General features: G+C 52.7%; 19 protein-coding genes. 14 read left to right on the forward strand and 5 right to left on the reverse strand.

Features of this window, described 5'->3' with window-relative positions; all coding sequences use genetic code 11:
- Positions 1-33: 33 nt before the first annotated feature.
- The 3 genes from rnr (at position 34) to WC7_RS23295 (ending at position 5,050) form a co-directional block, all read left to right on the forward strand.
- The gene (gene rnr / locus WC7_RS23305; RefSeq protein ID WP_016151418.1) at positions 34-2,496 is read left to right on the forward strand and encodes a ribonuclease R; all 2,463 of its coding nucleotides are present in this window, start codon (positions 34-36) and stop codon (positions 2,494-2,496) included.
- Positions 2,497-2,566: 70 nt separating this feature from the next.
- Positions 2,567-3,298, forward strand: coding sequence for a 23S rRNA (guanosine(2251)-2'-O)-methyltransferase RlmB (gene rlmB / locus WC7_RS23300; protein ID WP_003830482.1), 732 nt, complete (start codon positions 2,567-2,569; stop codon positions 3,296-3,298).
- A 129-nt stretch (positions 3,299-3,427) separates the two neighbouring features.
- Positions 3,428-5,050, forward strand: coding sequence for an isovaleryl-CoA dehydrogenase (locus WC7_RS23295; protein WP_016151419.1), 1,623 nt, complete (start codon positions 3,428-3,430; stop codon positions 5,048-5,050).
- 85 nt (positions 5,051-5,135) lie between these two features.
- Here the strand turns inward: WC7_RS23295 and yjfN are convergent, their stop codons facing one another.
- Positions 5,136-5,411: a DUF1471 family protease activator YjfN gene (gene yjfN, locus WC7_RS23290; RefSeq protein ID WP_016151420.1), complete on the reverse strand. Its 276-nt coding sequence runs from the start codon at positions 5,409-5,411 to the stop codon at positions 5,136-5,138.
- Positions 5,412-5,558: 147 nt separating this feature from the next.
- On the reverse strand, positions 5,559-5,888 hold the full coding sequence (bsmA, locus tag WC7_RS23285; RefSeq protein ID WP_029139740.1) for a biofilm peroxide resistance protein BsmA: 330 nt from the start codon (positions 5,886-5,888) through the stop codon (positions 5,559-5,561).
- Positions 5,889-6,069: 181 nt separating this feature from the next.
- On the opposite strand from bsmA, the gene yjfP reads away from it, so the two are divergent.
- Positions 6,070-6,819 (forward strand): esterase, encoded by a 750-nt coding sequence (yjfP, locus tag WC7_RS23280; protein ID WP_016151422.1) that lies wholly within the window; start codon positions 6,070-6,072, stop codon positions 6,817-6,819.
- On the opposite strand, the gene ulaR is transcribed toward yjfP, so the two are convergent.
- Both ulaR and ulaG read right to left on the reverse strand, forming a co-directional pair.
- On the reverse strand, positions 6,816-7,571 hold the full coding sequence (ulaR, locus tag WC7_RS23275; protein ID WP_016151423.1) for an HTH-type transcriptional regulator UlaR: 756 nt from the start codon (positions 7,569-7,571) through the stop codon (positions 6,816-6,818). The two genes, yjfP and ulaR, sit on opposite strands and share 4 nt — an antisense overlap.
- 107 nt (positions 7,572-7,678) lie before the next feature.
- The gene (gene ulaG, locus WC7_RS23270) at positions 7,679-8,743 is read right to left on the reverse strand and encodes an L-ascorbate 6-phosphate lactonase (protein ID WP_016151424.1); all 1,065 of its coding nucleotides are present in this window, start codon (positions 8,741-8,743) and stop codon (positions 7,679-7,681) included.
- Positions 8,744-9,110: 367 nt separating this feature from the next.
- Here ulaG and ulaA point away from each other — a divergent pair, with 367 nt between their 5' ends.
- The 6 genes from ulaA to WC7_RS23240 are packed head-to-tail and all read left to right on the forward strand — an operon-like array spanning position 9,111 to position 13,521.
- Positions 9,111-10,508, forward strand: a complete 1,398-nt coding sequence (ulaA, locus tag WC7_RS23265; protein WP_032946815.1) for a PTS ascorbate transporter subunit IIC — start codon at positions 9,111-9,113, stop codon at positions 10,506-10,508.
- Positions 10,509-10,523: 15 nt separating this feature from the next.
- Positions 10,524-10,829 carry a PTS ascorbate transporter subunit IIB gene (gene ulaB / locus WC7_RS23260; RefSeq protein ID WP_016151426.1) on the forward strand — a complete coding sequence of 102 codons (306 nt, stop codon included), beginning with the start codon at positions 10,524-10,526 and terminating at the stop codon, positions 10,827-10,829.
- A gap of 11 nt (positions 10,830-10,840) precedes the next feature.
- Positions 10,841-11,308, forward strand: a complete 468-nt coding sequence (gene ulaC / locus WC7_RS23255; RefSeq protein WP_016151427.1) for a PTS ascorbate transporter subunit IIA — start codon at positions 10,841-10,843, stop codon at positions 11,306-11,308.
- Positions 11,309-11,320: 12 nt separating this feature from the next.
- Positions 11,321-11,971 (forward strand): 3-keto-L-gulonate-6-phosphate decarboxylase UlaD, encoded by a 651-nt coding sequence (locus WC7_RS23250; protein ID WP_016151428.1) that lies wholly within the window; start codon positions 11,321-11,323, stop codon positions 11,969-11,971.
- Positions 11,972-11,980: 9 nt separating this feature from the next.
- The gene (locus WC7_RS23245) at positions 11,981-12,835 is read left to right on the forward strand and encodes an L-ribulose-5-phosphate 3-epimerase (protein ID WP_016151429.1); all 855 of its coding nucleotides are present in this window, start codon (positions 11,981-11,983) and stop codon (positions 12,833-12,835) included.
- Positions 12,835-13,521: an L-ribulose-5-phosphate 4-epimerase gene (locus WC7_RS23240; protein ID WP_016151430.1), complete on the forward strand. Its 687-nt coding sequence runs from the start codon at positions 12,835-12,837 to the stop codon at positions 13,519-13,521. Before WC7_RS23245 ends, WC7_RS23240 begins: the two co-directional genes overlap by 1 nt.
- 130 nt (positions 13,522-13,651) lie before the next feature.
- Here WC7_RS23240 and yjfY read toward each other — a convergent pair whose 3' ends face one another.
- Positions 13,652-13,927: a DUF1471 family protein YjfY gene (yjfY, locus tag WC7_RS23235; protein ID WP_016151431.1), complete on the reverse strand. Its 276-nt coding sequence runs from the start codon at positions 13,925-13,927 to the stop codon at positions 13,652-13,654.
- A gap of 298 nt (positions 13,928-14,225) precedes the next feature.
- On the opposite strand from yjfY, the gene WC7_RS23230 reads away from it, so the two are divergent.
- The 4 genes from WC7_RS23230 to rpsR all read left to right on the forward strand — a co-directional run bounded on the left by WC7_RS23230 (position 14,226) and on the right by rpsR (position 16,098).
- Positions 14,226-14,990: a TSUP family transporter gene (locus WC7_RS23230; RefSeq protein WP_016151432.1), complete on the forward strand. Its 765-nt coding sequence runs from the start codon at positions 14,226-14,228 to the stop codon at positions 14,988-14,990.
- 159 nt (positions 14,991-15,149) lie between these two features.
- Positions 15,150-15,545: a 30S ribosomal protein S6 gene (gene rpsF, locus WC7_RS23225; RefSeq protein WP_016151433.1), complete on the forward strand. Its 396-nt coding sequence runs from the start codon at positions 15,150-15,152 to the stop codon at positions 15,543-15,545.
- A 6-nt stretch (positions 15,546-15,551) separates the two neighbouring features.
- Entirely contained in the window at positions 15,552-15,866 is a 315-nt protein-coding gene (gene priB, locus WC7_RS23220; protein WP_003025674.1) for a primosomal replication protein N, read from the forward strand.
- A 4-nt stretch (positions 15,867-15,870) separates the two neighbouring features.
- Positions 15,871-16,098: a 30S ribosomal protein S18 gene (gene rpsR, locus WC7_RS23215; protein ID WP_000135199.1), complete on the forward strand. Its 228-nt coding sequence runs from the start codon at positions 15,871-15,873 to the stop codon at positions 16,096-16,098.
- The last annotated feature ends 23 nt before the right edge of the window (positions 16,099-16,121 follow it).

A 16,121-nucleotide genomic window follows, 5' to 3' on the forward strand; every position in this document is an offset into this window, starting at 1 on the left:
ATCTTCATCAGAGCTGACAATGGAGGAACCTCGATGTCACAAGATCCTTTCCAGGAACGCGAAGCAGAAAAATACGCGAATCCTATCCCGAGCCGGGAATTTATCCTCGAACATTTAACTAAACGTGAAAAACCGGCCAACCGCGATGAGCTGGCCGCTGAACTCAACATTGAAGGTGAAGAGCAGCAAGAAGCGCTGCGTCGCCGCCTGCGCGCCATGGAACGTGACGGGCAACTGGTCTTCACTCGTCGTCAGTGCTATGCGCTGCCGGAGCGTCTTGACCTGCTGAAAGGTACCGTTATTGGCCACCGTGATGGCTACGGCTTTCTGCGCGTTGAAGGCCGCAAAGATGACCTGTATCTGTCCAGCGAGCAGATGAAAACCTGCATTCATGGCGATCAAGTGTTGGCACAGCCGCTGGGAGCGGACCGTAAAGGTCGTCGCGAAGCGCGTATTGTGCGCGTACTGGTACCGAAAACCAGCCAGATTGTCGGTCGCTACTTCACCGACGCTGGCGTTGGGTTTGTCGTCCCTGACGACAGCCGCCTGAGCTTTGATATCCTGATCCCGCCGGAAGAGGTGATGGGTGCTCGTATGGGCTTTGTGGTCGTGGTTGAGCTGACCCAGCGTCCGACACGTCGCACTAAAGCGGTGGGTAAAATTGTTGAAGTCCTGGGCGACAACATGGGAACCAGCATGGCCGTTGATATGGCGCTGCGTACTCATGAAATCCCGTATATCTGGCCTCAGGCGGTCGAAAAACAGGTCGCCGGCCTGAAAGAAGAAGTGCCGGAAGAAGCGAAAGCCGGACGTGTTGATCTGCGCTCCCTGCCGCTGGTCACTATCGATGGCGAAGATGCGCGTGACTTCGATGATGCGGTTTACTGCGAGAAGAAGCGCGGCGGCGGCTGGCGTTTATGGGTGGCGATTGCTGACGTAAGCTATTACGTTCGCCCGCCGACTCCGCTGGACCAGGAAGCGCGCAGCCGTGGCACATCCGTCTACTTCCCGTCGCAGGTTGTTCCGATGCTACCGGAAGTGCTGTCTAACGGATTGTGTTCGCTCAACCCGCAGGTGGACAGGCTGTGTATGGTCTGTGAAATGACCATTTCGTCGAAAGGCCGCTTAACAGGCTTTAAATTCTACGAAGCGGTTATGAGCTCCCATGCGCGTCTGACCTACACCAAGGTCTGGCATATGCTGCAGGGCGATCAGGAACTGCGTGAGCAGTACGCGCCGTTGGTTAAACACATTGAAGAGCTGCATAACCTCTACAAAGTGCTGGATAAAGCGCGTGAAGAGCGTGGCGGTATCTCGTTTGAAAGTGAAGAAGCGAAGTTTATCTTCAATGCTGAACGCCGTATTGAGCGTATTGAGCAGACGCAGCGTAATGACGCGCACAAACTGATTGAAGAGTGCATGATCATGGCGAACATCTCAGCGGCGCGATTCGTTGAGAAAGCCAAAGAGCCGGCACTGTTCCGTATTCACGATAAGCCGACGACCGAAGCGATTAATTCGTTCCGTTCGGTGTTGGCGGAGCTGGGGCTGGAGCTGCCCGGCGGTAATAAACCCGAGCCGCGTGATTACGCTGAACTGCTGGAGTCGATTGCTGACCGTCCTGACGCAGAAATGCTGCAAACTATGCTGCTGCGTTCAATGAAGCAGGCGATTTACGATCCGGAAAACCGCGGTCACTTTGGCCTTGCGTTGCAATCTTATGCACACTTCACCTCGCCGATCCGTCGTTACCCGGATCTCTCCTTGCACCGGGCGATTAAGTATCTGCTGGCGCAGGAGCAGGGCCATAAAGGCAACACCACGGAAACGGGTGGCTACCATTATTCGATGGAAGAGATGCTGCAGCTGGGTCAACACTGTTCGATGGCCGAGCGCCGTGCTGACGAAGCCACACGTGACGTCTCTGACTGGCTGAAGTGCGACTTTATGCTGGATCAGGTAGGTAATGTCTTCAAAGGCGTGATCGCCAGCGTTACCGGGTTTGGTTTCTTCGTCCGTCTTGATGAGCTGTTTATCGACGGTCTGGTGCATGTCTCCTCCCTGGATAACGACTACTATCGTTTTGACCAGGTTGGGCAGCGTCTGACGGGGGAATCCAGCGGTCAAATGTATCGCCTGGGCGATCGCGTGGAAGTTCGCGTGGAAGCGGTCAACATGGACGAGCGTAAAATCGACTTCAGTTTGATCTCCAGCGAACGTGCACCGCGCAATGAAGGTAAAACCGCGCGTGAAAAAGCGAAAAAAGGCGATGCGGGTAAAAATACCGGTAAGCGTCGTCAGATGGGCAAAAAAGTAAATTTCGAGCCGGATAGCGCTTTCCGCGGCGAGAAGAAAGGCAGAGCCAAACCTCAGGCGGATAAAAAAACGGCTGAGAAGAAAGGCGATAAAAAAGCGAAAAAGCCATCGGCAAAAACGCTTAAAATCGCTGCCGCCACCAAAGCTAAACGCGCGACGAAAAAGAAAGTCGCGCAATAACAGCCATAAACAGTAAGTCGGGCAACCTCGCGTTGCCCGCGTTACGCATAAACTATTAACGAGTACATTCATGAGTGAAATGATTTACGGCATCCATGCGGTGCAGGCTCTGCTGGAACGTGCGCCTGAGCGCTTCCAGGACGTCTTTATTCTCAAAGGTCGTGAAGATAAACGCCTGCTGCCGCTGATCCACGCACTGGAAGCACAGGGTGTTGTCATTCAACTGGCTAACCGCCAGTTCCTGGATGAGAAAAGCGAGGGTGCGGTACATCAGGGAATTATTGCTCGCGTGAAGCCGGGTCGTCAGTATCAGGAAAACGATCTGCCGGATCTGATTGCTACGCTCGATCAGCCGTTCTTTTTGATCCTCGATGGTGTTACCGATCCGCATAACCTGGGGGCATGCCTGCGTAGCGCCGATGCTGCTGGCGTCCATGCTGTTATCGTACCGAAGGATCGTTCTGCGCAGTTGAATGCAACGGCGAAAAAAGTGGCCTGCGGCGCGGCAGAAAGCGTACCGCTGATCCGTGTGACCAACCTGGCGCGCACTATGCGTATGCTGCAGGAAGAGAATATCTGGATCGTCGGAACCGCAGGTGAAGCTGATCATACTCTCTACCAGAGCAAAATGACCGGACGTCTGGCGCTGGTGATGGGCGCAGAGGGTGAAGGTATGCGTCGTTTGACCCGCGAACACTGTGACGAACTGATCAGCATCCCGATGGCTGGGAGCGTTTCGTCGCTGAACGTTTCAGTTGCGACGGGCATCTGCCTGTTTGAGGCTGTACGCCAGCGCGGCTAAACTATCTCCCTCATTTCTCTCTTCTCTCAAGCCATCCTTCGGGATGGCTTTTTTGTGACCGTTGTCCCATGCGTGCTGCCTTCTGTCTGACCATACTTAAGGTGACGGCCATTGACGGAGGGAGACACAATGCACTGGCAAACGCATACCGTTTTTAACCAACCTGTACCGCTCAATAACAGCAACTTATATCTGTCCGATGGCGCGCTGTGTGAAGCGGTTATCCGTGAAGGCGCTGGCTGGGATAGCGATCTTCTCGCCAGTATTGGTCAGCAGTTAGGGACTGCCGAGTCGCTCGAGCTTGGCCGTCTGGCCAATGCTTTTCCACCCGAGTTGTTGCGCTACGACTCGCAGGGTCAGCGGCTGGATGATGTGCGTTTTCATCCTGCCTGGCATTTACTGATGCAGGGATTGTGCGCCAATCGCGTACATAATCTGGCCTGGGAAGAAGACGCGAGGCAGCGAACATTTGTTGCCCGGGCGGCCCGTTTCATGCTGCATGCGCAGGTGGAAGCGGGCACGTTGTGTCCGGTTACCATGACTTTTGCCGCCACGCCGTTGTTACTTCAGATGTTACCTGCCCCCTTTCACGACTGGTTTACGCCGCTGCTAAGCGACCGTTATGACTCGCATTTACTGCCCGGAGGGCAAAAGCGTGGGTTATTGATCGGCATGGGAATGACCGAGAAGCAGGGGGGGTCAGATGTGCTGAGCAATACCACTCAGGCAGAACGTCTTACAGACGGCTCGTATCGGCTGGTGGGACATAAGTGGTTTTTCTCCGTGCCGCAAAGCGATGCCCATCTGGTGCTGGCCCAGGCAAAGGGAGGCTTATCCTGCTTTTTTGTACCGCGATTTTTACCCGACGGGCAGCGTAATGCTATCCGTCTGGAGCGGCTGAAAGATAAGTTAGGCAATCGCTCCAACGCCAGCTGCGAGGTTGAATTCCACGATGCGATTAGCTGGCTATTGGGTGAAGAAGGGGAAGGTATACGTCATATCCTGAAAATGGGTGGGATGACGCGTTTTGACTGTGCGCTCGGCAGTCATGGCATGATGCGACGTGCTTTTTCTGTCGCGATTTACCATGCGCACCAGCGACAGGTTTTTGGCAAGCCGTTGATCGAACAGCCGATGATGCGCCAGGTATTAGGTCGGATGGCGCTCCAACTGGAAGGTCAGACGGCGTTACTGTTCCGACTGGCGCGGGCCTGGGACCGTCGCGCTGATGCCCAAGAATCTCTGTGGGCCAGGTTGTTCACACCAGCAGCGAAATTCTCTGTTTGCAAGGCCGGTATGCCGTTTGTTGCAGAGGCGATGGAAGTGCTCGGCGGGATTGGCTACTGCGAGGAGAGTGAATTGCCGCGCCTGTATCGTGAGATGCCGGTAAACAGTATCTGGGAGGGCTCTGGCAACATTATGTGCCTCGATGTATTGCGGGTGCTGACAAAACAACCCGGCATATACGATATGCTCAGCGAAGCCTTTGCTGAGGTAAAAGGGCAAGACCGGCATTACGATCGAAGGGTACGTCAACTACAGCAGCGTTTACGTAAACCGAGCGAGGAGTTGGGACGGGAGATTACACAGCAGCTTTTCCTGCTCGGTTGCGGGGCGCAGATGTTGCGCTATGCCTCTCCGCCAGTGGCGCAGGCCTGGTGTCAAATGATGCTCGATACGCGTGGTGGACTACGATTGTCCGAACAGGTGCTGAACGACTTGCTCCTGCGGGCAACGGGGGGATTACGGTAATAATATGCCTGATGGCGACGCTGGCGCGCCTTATCATGCCTACATTCAATGTAGGCCGGATAAGTTTACGCCATCCGGCAATCTGTTAAGCATAGAGTATGGCCTGTACGCGCCAGTTGTCGGGCTGCTGGTCTTCGTACATCTGAATGATCCGATACCATGAGGCACCCTGTTCATCCGCTTTTAACGCGACTACTCGTTCTACATCCTGCGGATTCCCTGCAATGTTACTGACAGATATCAGGCCAATTTCGTTCAGGCCTGTAACGCAGTCAGCACTGGCGAACTCGGCAGACTGCGCCGTAGTACCTACCAGTCCGGCAGAAAGCAGCAGTGAGGATAAGGCAAGTGATTGTTTCATCGTCAGCTCCATTATTCGTACCCCTACACACGGCAGGGCATTCCATCGCGATCATAAACCTCAAGCTTCCTGCTGTTGGTTTATTGTGCACAGGTAAACGCATAGCGGCGCAAAGCAATGTAAAGCTGACTAAATTCCAACCCAATGTTATTTACGATACAAAATAGCCTGTGAATACCATTGGCCTGTCACGATGGTTTCATCCACTAATAAAACCACGTAGTAATCAGCTTTTGCCGCGACGGCTTTGTCACGGATCTCTGCCAGCGCATCATCCGGAGAGCCTCTTACCAGCGCGCTGACCGTTCCTATTCGCTGTAACCCATTACTCTGGTCACGGCGGATCTCCTGCGGGTGGTCGGCAACGGGCGGTGCGGGTTGGGGCGTTCCCTGTAGCACGCTACAGGCGCTTAAAAGCATCACCAGCAATAAAGAGGCAAACCGACGCATAACTCTATCTCGTTTCCTGATAGCCATAGTGTAGTGCCTTATCAATTTCCCTTTAGGGGAATGTTCCCGAAGTGTTATCTCTCACGCGATTTTCGAATGAAAATGTTGCGAAAGCGTAACCCAGTTCTCAACATTATGAATCATTGCCGAACACATTCGCTTGCGTTAAGTATTGCTGCATGGCATACCAGAAAAAAAGAGGCGACAAATGATCGAAATTGAAACACGACAGTTGGCTGGTATCCCTGTCCTGCACGCCGTTCCGGCTGGCAAACGCGAGTGTTCACTCCCTTGCATTATTTTCTATCACGGGTTTACATCTTCAAGCCTGGTCTATAGCTATTTTGCCGTTGCTCTGGCTCAGGCCGGATTCCGGGTTGTCATGCCAGATGCGCCCGACCATGGTGCCCGCTTCAACGGTGATGCTCAGGAGCGAATGTTCCGCTTCTGGCATATATTGCAGCAAAACATGCAGGAGTTTACGACGTTACGTGCGGCGCTGGTGGCGGAAAATTGGCTATCAGATGAAAGACTTGCTGTTGCGGGGGCGTCGATGGGAGGCATGACGGCGTTGGGCATTATGGCCCGCCATCCCGAGGTTAAATGTGTAGCCAGCCTGATGGGTTCGGGCTATTTTACCCGTCTTGCACAGACGCTTTTTCCCCCTTTACGGGTCCAGACGCCAGAGCAGCAGGCAGAGTTCGATGCCATTATCGCACCGCTCGCCGAATGGGATGTTACGCATCAGCTACAACGTCTGGCCGACAGACCGTTGCTGTTGTGGCATGGACAGGAGGACGATGTGGTGCCCGCGGTTGAAACCTTCCGCTTACAGCAGGCGCTGATTCAGGCAGGGCTGGATAACAATTTAACCTGCCTGTGGGAAGCGGGCGTGCGCCACCGCATCACGCCAGAGGCGCTGGCTGCGACGGTAACGTTTTTTCGCCAGCACCTTTAAACGCGCACAATGCTTACGCCCTGAGCTTCAAGTTGTTGCAGAATCTCAGGGTTAGCATTTTTGCCGGTAATGAGCATATCGATTTGATCGGCGCGACTGAACAGCATCCCCGCGCGTTCACCGACCTTACTGCTATCGACCAGCACCACCAGTTTACCCACTACGTTAAGCATCTTCTGCTCAGCCATCGCGGTTAGCATATCGGTTTTATACAGTCCGTCCGCGGTCAACCCTTTACCGCTGGTAAACATCCAGTGTCCGGCATACAGGCTATTTTCGCTGCCTTGCGGACTAAGCGTGATGGACTGGCTTTTGTTGTATTGCCCTCCCATGATGATCACGCTGTCATGCTCCTGGTCGATCAGATAGTTCGCCAGCGGCAGATAATTGGTGATGATCTGCACCGGCTTGCCGCACATTTCACGACCAAGCAGGAAGGCGGTTGATCCGCAGTTGATCACCACGCTTTCACCCGCATTTACAAGCTGGGATGCGGCCTTGGCAATGCGAACTTTTTCATCGTGGTTCTGCGCCTGATGCAGATTCATAGGTGTCCAGCGCGGACGTTGCTGGGTGATGGCTTCTGCGCCATTGCGGACTTTCTTGAGTTTGCCGCTTTCGTCGAGTTTATTGATGTCCCGGCGTGCTGTGGCTGGTGAAATCCCCAGACGCTCAATCACGTTCTCAACGGTAACAAAGCCCAACTGCGCCAGCATATCCAGCAATATTTGATGTCTTTGTGCTTCAGTCATGAGCTATTCCGATACAAATTGATTTGAAAAGATGATATTTGAAATAGCCTGGAAATACTAAAGTAAATGGGAAAAAATGCCGGAATAGCCCGGCATTTTGTAGGGGGTCACAAGAAGGATTTAAACGGAAGATCCGGTTCAATCGTGAAGCAGTCATCAAAGCCGCGCGGATAGTGATATTCAAAGTTGTCTTTGTCCAGCGGCCAGGTGAACTTACCGCCCACCTGCCAGATAAACGGCTTAAAGCCATACTTCAGTCGATCTTTTTTCATCTCCCACAGTACGCGGATCTCCTGAGGGTCGGCCTGGAAGTTTGACCAGATGTCATGATGGAAAGGGATCACCACTTTCGTATTCAACGCTTCCGCCATGCGCAGCATGTCGGAGCTGGTCATTTTGTCCGTAATCCCGCGCGGATTCTCACCGTAGGAGCCGAGCGCAACGTCGATCTGGTGCTCGTTGCCATGCTTTGCGTAGTAGTTAGAGTAGTGCGAGTCCCCGCTGTGGTACAGCGTACCGCCCGGTGTTTTGAACAGGTAGTTTACCGCACGTGCATCCATACCATCCGGCAGCACACCTGCCGCTTTTTGATCGGCAGGTAACGTGATTAATGCCGTACGATCAAACGCGTCAAGCGCATGAATTTCAATATCTTTCACTTTCACCACATCGCCTGGTTTTACCACGATACAGCGCTCTTTTGGCACACCCCAACCGATCCACAAATCTACACAGGTTTGCGGCCCGATAAATGGCACGTCATCGGCGCAGTTTTGCATGACGGCGGCCGCGACATTCACGTCGATGTGATCGTTATGATCGTGTGTCGCCAGCACCGCATCGATCTGTCGAATTGCAAACGGATCTAGAACAAACGGCGTGGTGCGCAGGTTTGGCTGCAGTTTCTTCACCCCAGCCATGCGTTGCATCTGGTGGCCGGTTTTCATTAGCGGGTTACCGTGACTCTGTTTACCCGTCCCGCACCAGAAATCGACGCAAATGTTCGTCCCGCCTTCCGACTTCAGCCAGATGCCAGTACAGCCAAGCCACCACATAGCGAATGTGCCCGGGGCGACCTGCTCCTGTTCGATCTCTTCATTCAGCCAACTTCCCCACTCCGGGAATGTGCTCAGGATCCATGATTCACGCGTGATGCTTTTTACTTTACTCATCGCATTTACCTTCATATCTATTCAGATTAAGTCAATTTGTGATTTATTTTGATTGATATTGACATCATTTTTTCAAGAAGGCAATGCGTTGATTTTAGCTGTTCAACGGGGAAATGTGATCAAATCACAGCGTGACAGGATGGTTTGCATGAGTGTTTGTTTTGTATTTTATTGTTTTAATAGGGTTTATTTTGGCAGCGATGAATTAGAAGTAAAGCCACTCTGCAAGTGTGTGAATTATTTGCGTACTGCATCACATTTAATCAAATTCAATCTTGTTGTGATTACTTTTGAAAATTAGAGTGAGGGCACAACATCCTGAGCATCTGTAATGAATGTTCAGCAACTTCGTCTACTGGAGATCGTTATGGAGATCCTCTACAACATCTTTACCGTCTTTTTTAATCAGGTTATGACCAACGCGCCCTTGCTGTTGGGTATTGTGACCTGTCTTGGTTACATCCTGCTGCGTAAAAGCGTCAGCGTTATTATCAAAGGCACGATCAAAACGATTATCGGTTTTATGTTGCTGCAAGCGGGATCGGGCATTCTGACCAGCACGTTTAAACCGGTGGTGGCGAAGATGTCCGAAGTTTACGGTATCAATGGTGCGATTTCCGATACCTATGCCTCCATGATGGCAACCATCGAACGTATGGGCGATGCCTATAGTTGGGTGGGTTATGCGGTGTTGTTGGCGCTGGCGCTGAATATTTGTTACGTACTGCTACGGCGTATTACCGGCATTCGCACCATCATGCTGACCGGCCACATTATGTTCCAGCAGGCGGGCCTGATTGCCGTCTCTCTCTACATCTTTGGTTACCCGATGTGGACCACCATCATCTGCACCGCGGTGCTGGTGTCCCTCTACTGGGGCATTACTTCCAATATGATGTACAAGCCGACGCAGGAAGTGACCGACGGCTGCGGTTTCTCCATCGGTCACCAGCAACAGTTCGCTTCATGGATTGCCTACAAAGTCGCGCCTTATCTGGGTAAGAAAGAGGAGAGTGTTGAAGATCTGAAGCTGCCGGGCTGGCTGAATATCTTCCATGACAACATCGTTTCTACCGCGATTGTTATGACCCTCTTCTTCGGCGCGATCCTGCTCTCTTTCGGCATTGATGTAGTTCAGGCGATGGCGGGTAAAACCCACTGGACGGTCTATATCCTGCAGACCGGTTTTTCGTTTGCCGTCGCTATTTTCATTATCACTCAGGGCGTACGTATGTTCGTTGCTGAGCTTTCAGAAGCGTTCAACGGTATCTCTCAACGTCTGATCCCGGGTGCAGTGCTGGCTATCGACTGCGCGGCGATTTATAGCTTTGCGCCCAACGCGGTGGTCTGGGGCTTTATGTGGGGCACCATCGGCCAACTGATTGCGGTGGGCATCCTGGTGGGTTGCGGCTCTTCTATTCTGATTATCCCTGGCTTTATTCCGATGTTCTTCTCGAACGCGACTATCGGCGTGTTTGCTAACCACTTTGGCGGCTGGCGTGCAGCGCTCAAGATTTGCCTGGTGATGGGGATGATCGAAATCTTCGGCTGCGTCTGGGCGGTGAAGCTCACCGGGATGAGCGCTTGGATGGGCATGGCGGACTGGTCAATTCTGGCGCCGCCGATGATGCAGGGCTTTGCCTCCATCGGCATCGTGTTTATGGCCGTCATTATTCTGATTGCACTGGCTTATATGTTTTTCGCAGGACGCACCTTGCGCGCTGAGGAAGACGAAGAAAAACTACTGGCAGAACACTCTGCTTAATAAGGAGTTCCGATTATGACCGTACGTATTTTGGCTGTATGTGGCAATGGGCAGGGGAGTTCCATGATCATGAAGATGAAGGTGGATCAGTTTTTAACCCAGTCAAATATTGACCATACGGTAAACAGTTGCGCAGTTGGTGAATACAAAAGTGAACTGAGCGGCGCGGATATCATCATCGCTTCTACCCATATCGCCGGTGAGATTACCGTATCGGGCAATAAATATGTTGTTGGCGTACGCAACATGCTGTCTCCCGCCGATTTTGGACCAAAACTGCTGGAAGTGATCAACGCGCATTTCCCTCAGGACGTGAAGTAAGGAGGCGGCCTATGAAATTACGTGATTCGCTGGCAGACAATAACGCCATCCTTTTACAGGCCGAGGCCAGTTCCTGGCAGGAAGCCGTAAAGCTGAGCGTGGATCTGCTGGTTAAGGCTGATGTGGTTGAACCACGCTACTACCAGGCCATCCTCGACGGAGTCGAACAGTTCGGCCCGTATTTTGTGATTGCGCCCGGCCTGGCGATGCCGCACGGCCGTCCGGAGGAAGGGGTTAAGAAAACCGGTTTTGCGCTGGTGACGCTGAAAACACCGCTGGTGTTTAACCACGAAGATAACGACCCGGTCGACATCCTGATCACCATGGCGGCAGTAGACGCCAACACACATCAGGAAGTCGGCATCATGCAGATCGTGAATCTCTTTGACGACGAAGCCAATTTCGACCGTTTACGTGCCTGCCGCACCGCGCAGGAAGTGCTGGATTTAATTGATAACGCCACTGCGGCGGCTGTTTAAAAGGATACCAAAATGTCATTACCTATGTTGCAGGTCGCGCTGGATAACCAATCAATGTCTTCCGCCTATGAAACGACGCGTCTGATTGCCGAAGAGGTCGATATCATTGAGGTGGGCACGATTCTTTGCGTGGCAGAGGGGGTGCGCGCCGTACGCGATCTGAAGGCGCTTTATCCGCATAAAATTGTGCTGGCGGATGCCAAAATCGCCGACGCGGGTAAAATCCTCTCGCGCATGTGTTTCGAAGCCAACGCTGACTGGGTTACCGTCATCTGCTGCGCGGATATCAATACCACCAGGGGGGCGCTGGAGGTGGCGAAAGAATTTAACGGCGACGTGCAGATTGAACTGACTGGTTACTGGACCTGGGAGCAGGCGCAGGAGTGGCGTGACACGGGCATTGGGCAAGTGGTATATCACCGCAGCCGTGACGCGCAGGCGGCGGGTGTGGCGTGGGGAGAGGCAGATATTAGCGCCATCAAACGCTTGTCTGATATGGGCTTTAAGGTCACCGTCACCGGTGGCCTGGCGCTGGAGGATCTGCCGCTGTTCCAGGGGATCCCTATCCACGTCTTTATTGCCGGACGCAGCATTCGCGATGCCGCCTCTCCGGTAGACGCTGCGCGTCAGTTCAAACGTTCCATCGCCCAACTGTGGGGATAAGGAGCGACTATGTTGTCGAAACAGGTCCCGCTCGGTATCTATGAAAAAGCGCTCCCCGGCGGGGAGTGCTGGCTGGAACGCTTGCAGCTGGCGAAGGAACTGGGCTTTGATTTTGTCGAAATATCGGTTGATGAAACCGACGATCGCCTGGCGCGTCTTGACTGGCGCCGCGAGCAGCGACTGGCGCTGGTGGCCGCTATCGCCGAGACAGGGATACGCGTACCGTCCATGTGCCTGAGCGCTCATCGTCGTTTCCCGCTTGGCAGTGAAGATGATGCGGTGCGCGAACAGGGGCTGGAGATCATGCGTAAAGCCATTCAGTTTGCGCAGGATATCGGTATTCGCGTTATTCAACTGGCGGGTTACGACGTCTATTACCAGCAGGCCAATAACGAAACGCGTCGTCGGTTTCGCGATGGGCTGAAAGAGAGCGTGGAGATGGCGAGCCGCGCGCAGGTGACGCTGGCGATGGAAATCATGGATTATCCGCTGATGAATTCGATCAGCAAGGCACTGGGTTATGCCCACTATCTCAACAATCCGTGGTTCCAGTTGTATCCCGATATTGGCAATTTGTCGGCGTGGGATAACGACGTGCAGATGGAGTTGCAGGCTGGGATGGGTCATATCGTTGCCGTACACGTGAAGGATACCAAACCCGGTGTATTCAAAAATGTGCCGTTTGGTGAAGGGGTTGTTGAGTTCGAACGTTGTTTTGCGACGCTCAAACAGAGTGGGTACTGCGGACCATACCTGATTGAGATGTGGAGTGAAACGTCGGACGACCCGGCACGTGAAGTCGCGAAGGCGCGCGACTGGGTGAAGGCGCGAATGGCCAGCGCAGGTCTGGTGGAGGCGGTGTAATGCAAAAACTTAAACAGCAGGTTTTTGAGGCCAATATGGATTTGCCGCGCTACGGGCTGGTGACGTTCACCTGGGGGAACGTCAGCGCCATTGACCGCGAGCGCGGGCTGGTGGTGATTAAGCCTAGCGGCGTCGACTACCAAACGATGCAGGTAGATGACATGGTGGTTGTGGATCTGGTCGGCAACGTAGTGGAAGGGCGCTATCGTCCTTCTTCTGATACCGCCACCCATCTGGAGCTGTATCGCCGCTATTCTTCTCTCGGCGGCGTGGTGCACACCCACTCAACCCACGCGACGGCATGGGCGCAGGCGGGTCTGGCAATTCCCTCGCTTGGCACGACGCATGCGGATTACTTCTTTGGCGATATTCCCTGCACCAGGGCGTTAACTGAAGTTGAAGTTCAGGGCGAGTATGAGCTAAATACCGGCAAGGTGATTGTCGAAACGCTGGGGGAGGTGGAACCTTTGCATACGCCTGGCGTAGTGGTGTACCAGCATGGCCCGTTTGCCTGGGGCAAGGATGCTCACGATGCGGTACATAACGCCGTGGTGATGGAGGAAGTGGCAAAAATGGCATGGATTGCGCGTGGTATTAATCCGGCTCTTAGCCCCATCGACAGTTATCTGATGAATAAGCATTTCATGCGTAAACACGGTCCAAACGCCTATTACGGACAGAAGTAACGACTAAGTCCTGGAGCCCAATCATTCAGGGGATGTTATTGATCTGGCTGTGGGACTTTGTTGCAAAAAAAGCCCCCTGTGAAGGGGGCAAATTAAACTGCGGCAATGTTCTCGTTGGTTATTTCTGGTGCTAGCGGTAAATATCTGCACTGGCGTGCATATTTCCGTTACTACCGGGTTCCCTGGTGAGGATCACGTGGTAGTAGGTTGCGCCTTGCGCATCGGTCTCTTCATTCAGGGCCTGAGTGGCTTCACTTTCAGTGGCGAAGTTATGATTTATGTAAATGACGCCTAAGCTCTGCACATCATCCATATTCCTGGCCTGATGATTGTCAATTTTGATGGCTGCCGTTGCATTTGCACTAAACAAAAGCATAGCCAGAAGGGTCAAAACACGGGCTCGCATATGTACCTCCTCGACTGCGGTCTCTGGTTGCCTCTCTCCTGTGAGTGATTAGCTTCTGATGTAATTTTAACCGCAACCGGCGCAGTCGATAGCGACCATTTCTGATGCAGTTGTTCAAAAAATTACCGCATAGCCATCTTTTCTTTTATTAACAGGCCGCTGGTGTGTACCGCTGCGGCGAAAAATACCTGTCTTTCGCGCATAAGCACTTACCAAATAGTCAATTTAATCGGGTGAGTACGCCGTTTATAGTGAGCCGGATAATTAATATAACTTTATGATAATAAGGCAAAAACTTATGGATACTTCATTCATGGATTTCAGCTACTTTGTGATTATGTTTATGGTCGCGCTGGTGGCAGGCTTTATTAACGTGGTGTCGGGCGGCGGTGGTTTTCTCTCGATTGGCGCACTGTTAATTTCTGGTTTACCCCCGGCGAATGCGCTGGCAACCAATAAAATTCAGGCGCTGGGCAGCTCGCTGACCTCCGGGATTTATTTTTTACGCCGGGGGCATATCAACGTGCAGGAGCACAAGTATGTGTTTTTATCTGCCTTTATCGGTTCTGCGATGGGAACGACGCTTATCCAGTTCATTGAACCGGAACTGCTGAAGAAACTGCTCCCGATCCTGATTATCGCGGTCGCTATCTACTTTATTTTTGCGCCAAATCTCAGCGAACCGAAAAGAAAGCAGCAGGTATCCCTGTTTCTCTTCTCGTTGATCGGCGGGGGATGCATTGGTTTTTATGACGGCTTTCTCGGTGCCGGGGCTGGCTCCTTTTATACCCTCAGCTATATCCTGCTGTGGGGATACAGCATCGATAAGGCGCAAATTCACTCGAATTTTATTAACCTGGCGTCCAACATCGCCTCGATTTTGTTCTTCATTTTTGGCGGTAAAATGATCTGGTCACTGGGGCTGGTGATGTTTGCCGGGCAGTCCCTCGGCGCACGTCTTGGCGCGACGGTCGTACTAACGCGCGGCAAGAAAGTTATCCGACCCATGATTGTCATTGTCTCCATTTGCATCAGCGTCAAAATGCTGCTGGATATGTATTAATGGCGACATGATAAATAATCGTACAATTACCTTGAGTTTAGTGGCAGGCGCCAGTATTATGACGCGTCAATTTTTCAGCCGACCTTTAACACGTTCCTTGCCTCCCCGGGCCTCGGCTGACCCAGACAGGAGGCTGAATAATCCGTAAGGAGCAATTCGATGCGTCATTACGAAATCGTTTTTATGGTCCATCCTGACCAGAGCGAACAGGTTCCGGGTATGATCGAACGCTACACTGCTGCCATCACTGGTGCAGAAGGCACGATCCACCGTCTGGAAGACTGGGGCCGCCGTCAGCTGGCTTACCCGATCAACAAACTGCACAAAGCTCACTACGTTCTGCTGAACGTTGAAGCGCCGCAGGAAGTGATCGATGAGCTGGAAACTACCTTCCGCTTCAACGATGCCGTTATCCGCAGCATGGTTATGCGTACTAAACACGCTGTTACCGAAGCATCTCCGATGGTTAAAGCGAAAGACGAGCGTCGTGAACGTCGCGATGATTTCGCTAACGAAACCGCAGATGATGCTGAAGCTGGGGATTCTGAAGAGTAATTTCTGATGACCAACCGTCTGGCGTTGTCCGGCACCGTGTGCAGGGCTCCCCTTCGAAAGGTCAGTCCATCAGGAATTCCTCATTGCCAGTTCGTGCTTGAGCATCGTTCTGTGCAGGAGGAAGCCGGGTTTCACCGGCAGGCGTGGTGCCAAATGCCCGTTATTATTAGCGGACACGAAAACCAGGCCATTACTCACAGTATAACGGTCGGTAGCGCAGTGACCGTTCAGGGGTTCATCTCTTGCCACAAGGCAAAGAACGGCCTGAGCAAAATGGTTCTGCATGCCGAGCAGATTGAATTGATAGATTCTGGAGACTAGCCATATGGCACGTTATTTCCGTCGTCGCAAGTTCTGCCGTTTCACCGCGGAAGGCGTTCAAGAGATCGACTATAAAGATATCGCTACGCTGAAAAACTACATCACCGAAAGCGGTAAGATTGTCCCAAGCCGTATCACCGGTACCCGTGCAAAATACCAGCGTCAGCTGGCTCGCGCTATCAAACGCGCTCGCTACCTGTCCCTGCTGCCGTACACTGATCGTCATCAGTAATCGGTCACGGTCCATTAATACGA

The sequence above is a fragment of the Citrobacter sp. KTE151 genome (genome assembly GCF_000398845.1).
Classification (GTDB): domain Bacteria; phylum Pseudomonadota; class Gammaproteobacteria; order Enterobacterales; family Enterobacteriaceae; genus Citrobacter; species Citrobacter braakii.

Excerpts from the sequence above, each read along its gene's own strand:
- yjfN (WP_016151420.1), bottom strand. The coding sequence starts at position 5,411 with ATGAAACAATCACTTGCCTTATCCTCACTGCTGCTTTCTGCCGGACTG.
- WC7_RS23250 (WP_016151428.1), top strand. The coding sequence starts at position 11,321 with ATGTCATTACCTATGTTGCAGGTCGCGCTGGATAACCAATCAATGTCT.
- ulaB (WP_016151426.1), top strand. The coding sequence starts at position 10,524 with ATGACCGTACGTATTTTGGCTGTATGTGGCAATGGGCAGGGGAGTTCC.
- bsmA (WP_029139740.1), bottom strand. The coding sequence starts at position 5,888 with ATGGCTATCAGGAAACGAGATAGAGTTATGCGTCGGTTTGCCTCTTTA.
- WC7_RS23295 (WP_016151419.1), top strand. The coding sequence starts at position 3,428 with ATGCACTGGCAAACGCATACCGTTTTTAACCAACCTGTACCGCTCAAT.
- yjfP (WP_016151422.1), top strand. The coding sequence starts at position 6,070 with ATGATCGAAATTGAAACACGACAGTTGGCTGGTATCCCTGTCCTGCAC.
- WC7_RS23240 (WP_016151430.1), top strand. The coding sequence starts at position 12,835 with ATGCAAAAACTTAAACAGCAGGTTTTTGAGGCCAATATGGATTTGCCG.
- rnr (WP_016151418.1), top strand. The coding sequence starts at position 34 with ATGTCACAAGATCCTTTCCAGGAACGCGAAGCAGAAAAATACGCGAAT.
- ulaG (WP_016151424.1), bottom strand. The coding sequence starts at position 8,743 with ATGAGTAAAGTAAAAAGCATCACGCGTGAATCATGGATCCTGAGCACA.
- priB (WP_003025674.1), top strand. The coding sequence starts at position 15,552 with ATGACCAACCGTCTGGCGTTGTCCGGCACCGTGTGCAGGGCTCCCCTT.
- WC7_RS23245 (WP_016151429.1), top strand. The coding sequence starts at position 11,981 with ATGTTGTCGAAACAGGTCCCGCTCGGTATCTATGAAAAAGCGCTCCCC.
- rpsF (WP_016151433.1), top strand. The coding sequence starts at position 15,150 with ATGCGTCATTACGAAATCGTTTTTATGGTCCATCCTGACCAGAGCGAA.
- rpsR (WP_000135199.1), top strand. The coding sequence starts at position 15,871 with ATGGCACGTTATTTCCGTCGTCGCAAGTTCTGCCGTTTCACCGCGGAA.
- ulaR (WP_016151423.1), bottom strand. The coding sequence starts at position 7,571 with ATGACTGAAGCACAAAGACATCAAATATTGCTGGATATGCTGGCGCAG.
- ulaA (WP_032946815.1), top strand. The coding sequence starts at position 9,111 with ATGGAGATCCTCTACAACATCTTTACCGTCTTTTTTAATCAGGTTATG.
- ulaC (WP_016151427.1), top strand. The coding sequence starts at position 10,841 with ATGAAATTACGTGATTCGCTGGCAGACAATAACGCCATCCTTTTACAG.
- yjfY (WP_016151431.1), bottom strand. The coding sequence starts at position 13,927 with ATGCGAGCCCGTGTTTTGACCCTTCTGGCTATGCTTTTGTTTAGTGCA.
- rlmB (WP_003830482.1), top strand. The coding sequence starts at position 2,567 with ATGAGTGAAATGATTTACGGCATCCATGCGGTGCAGGCTCTGCTGGAA.
- WC7_RS23230 (WP_016151432.1), top strand. The coding sequence starts at position 14,226 with ATGGATACTTCATTCATGGATTTCAGCTACTTTGTGATTATGTTTATG.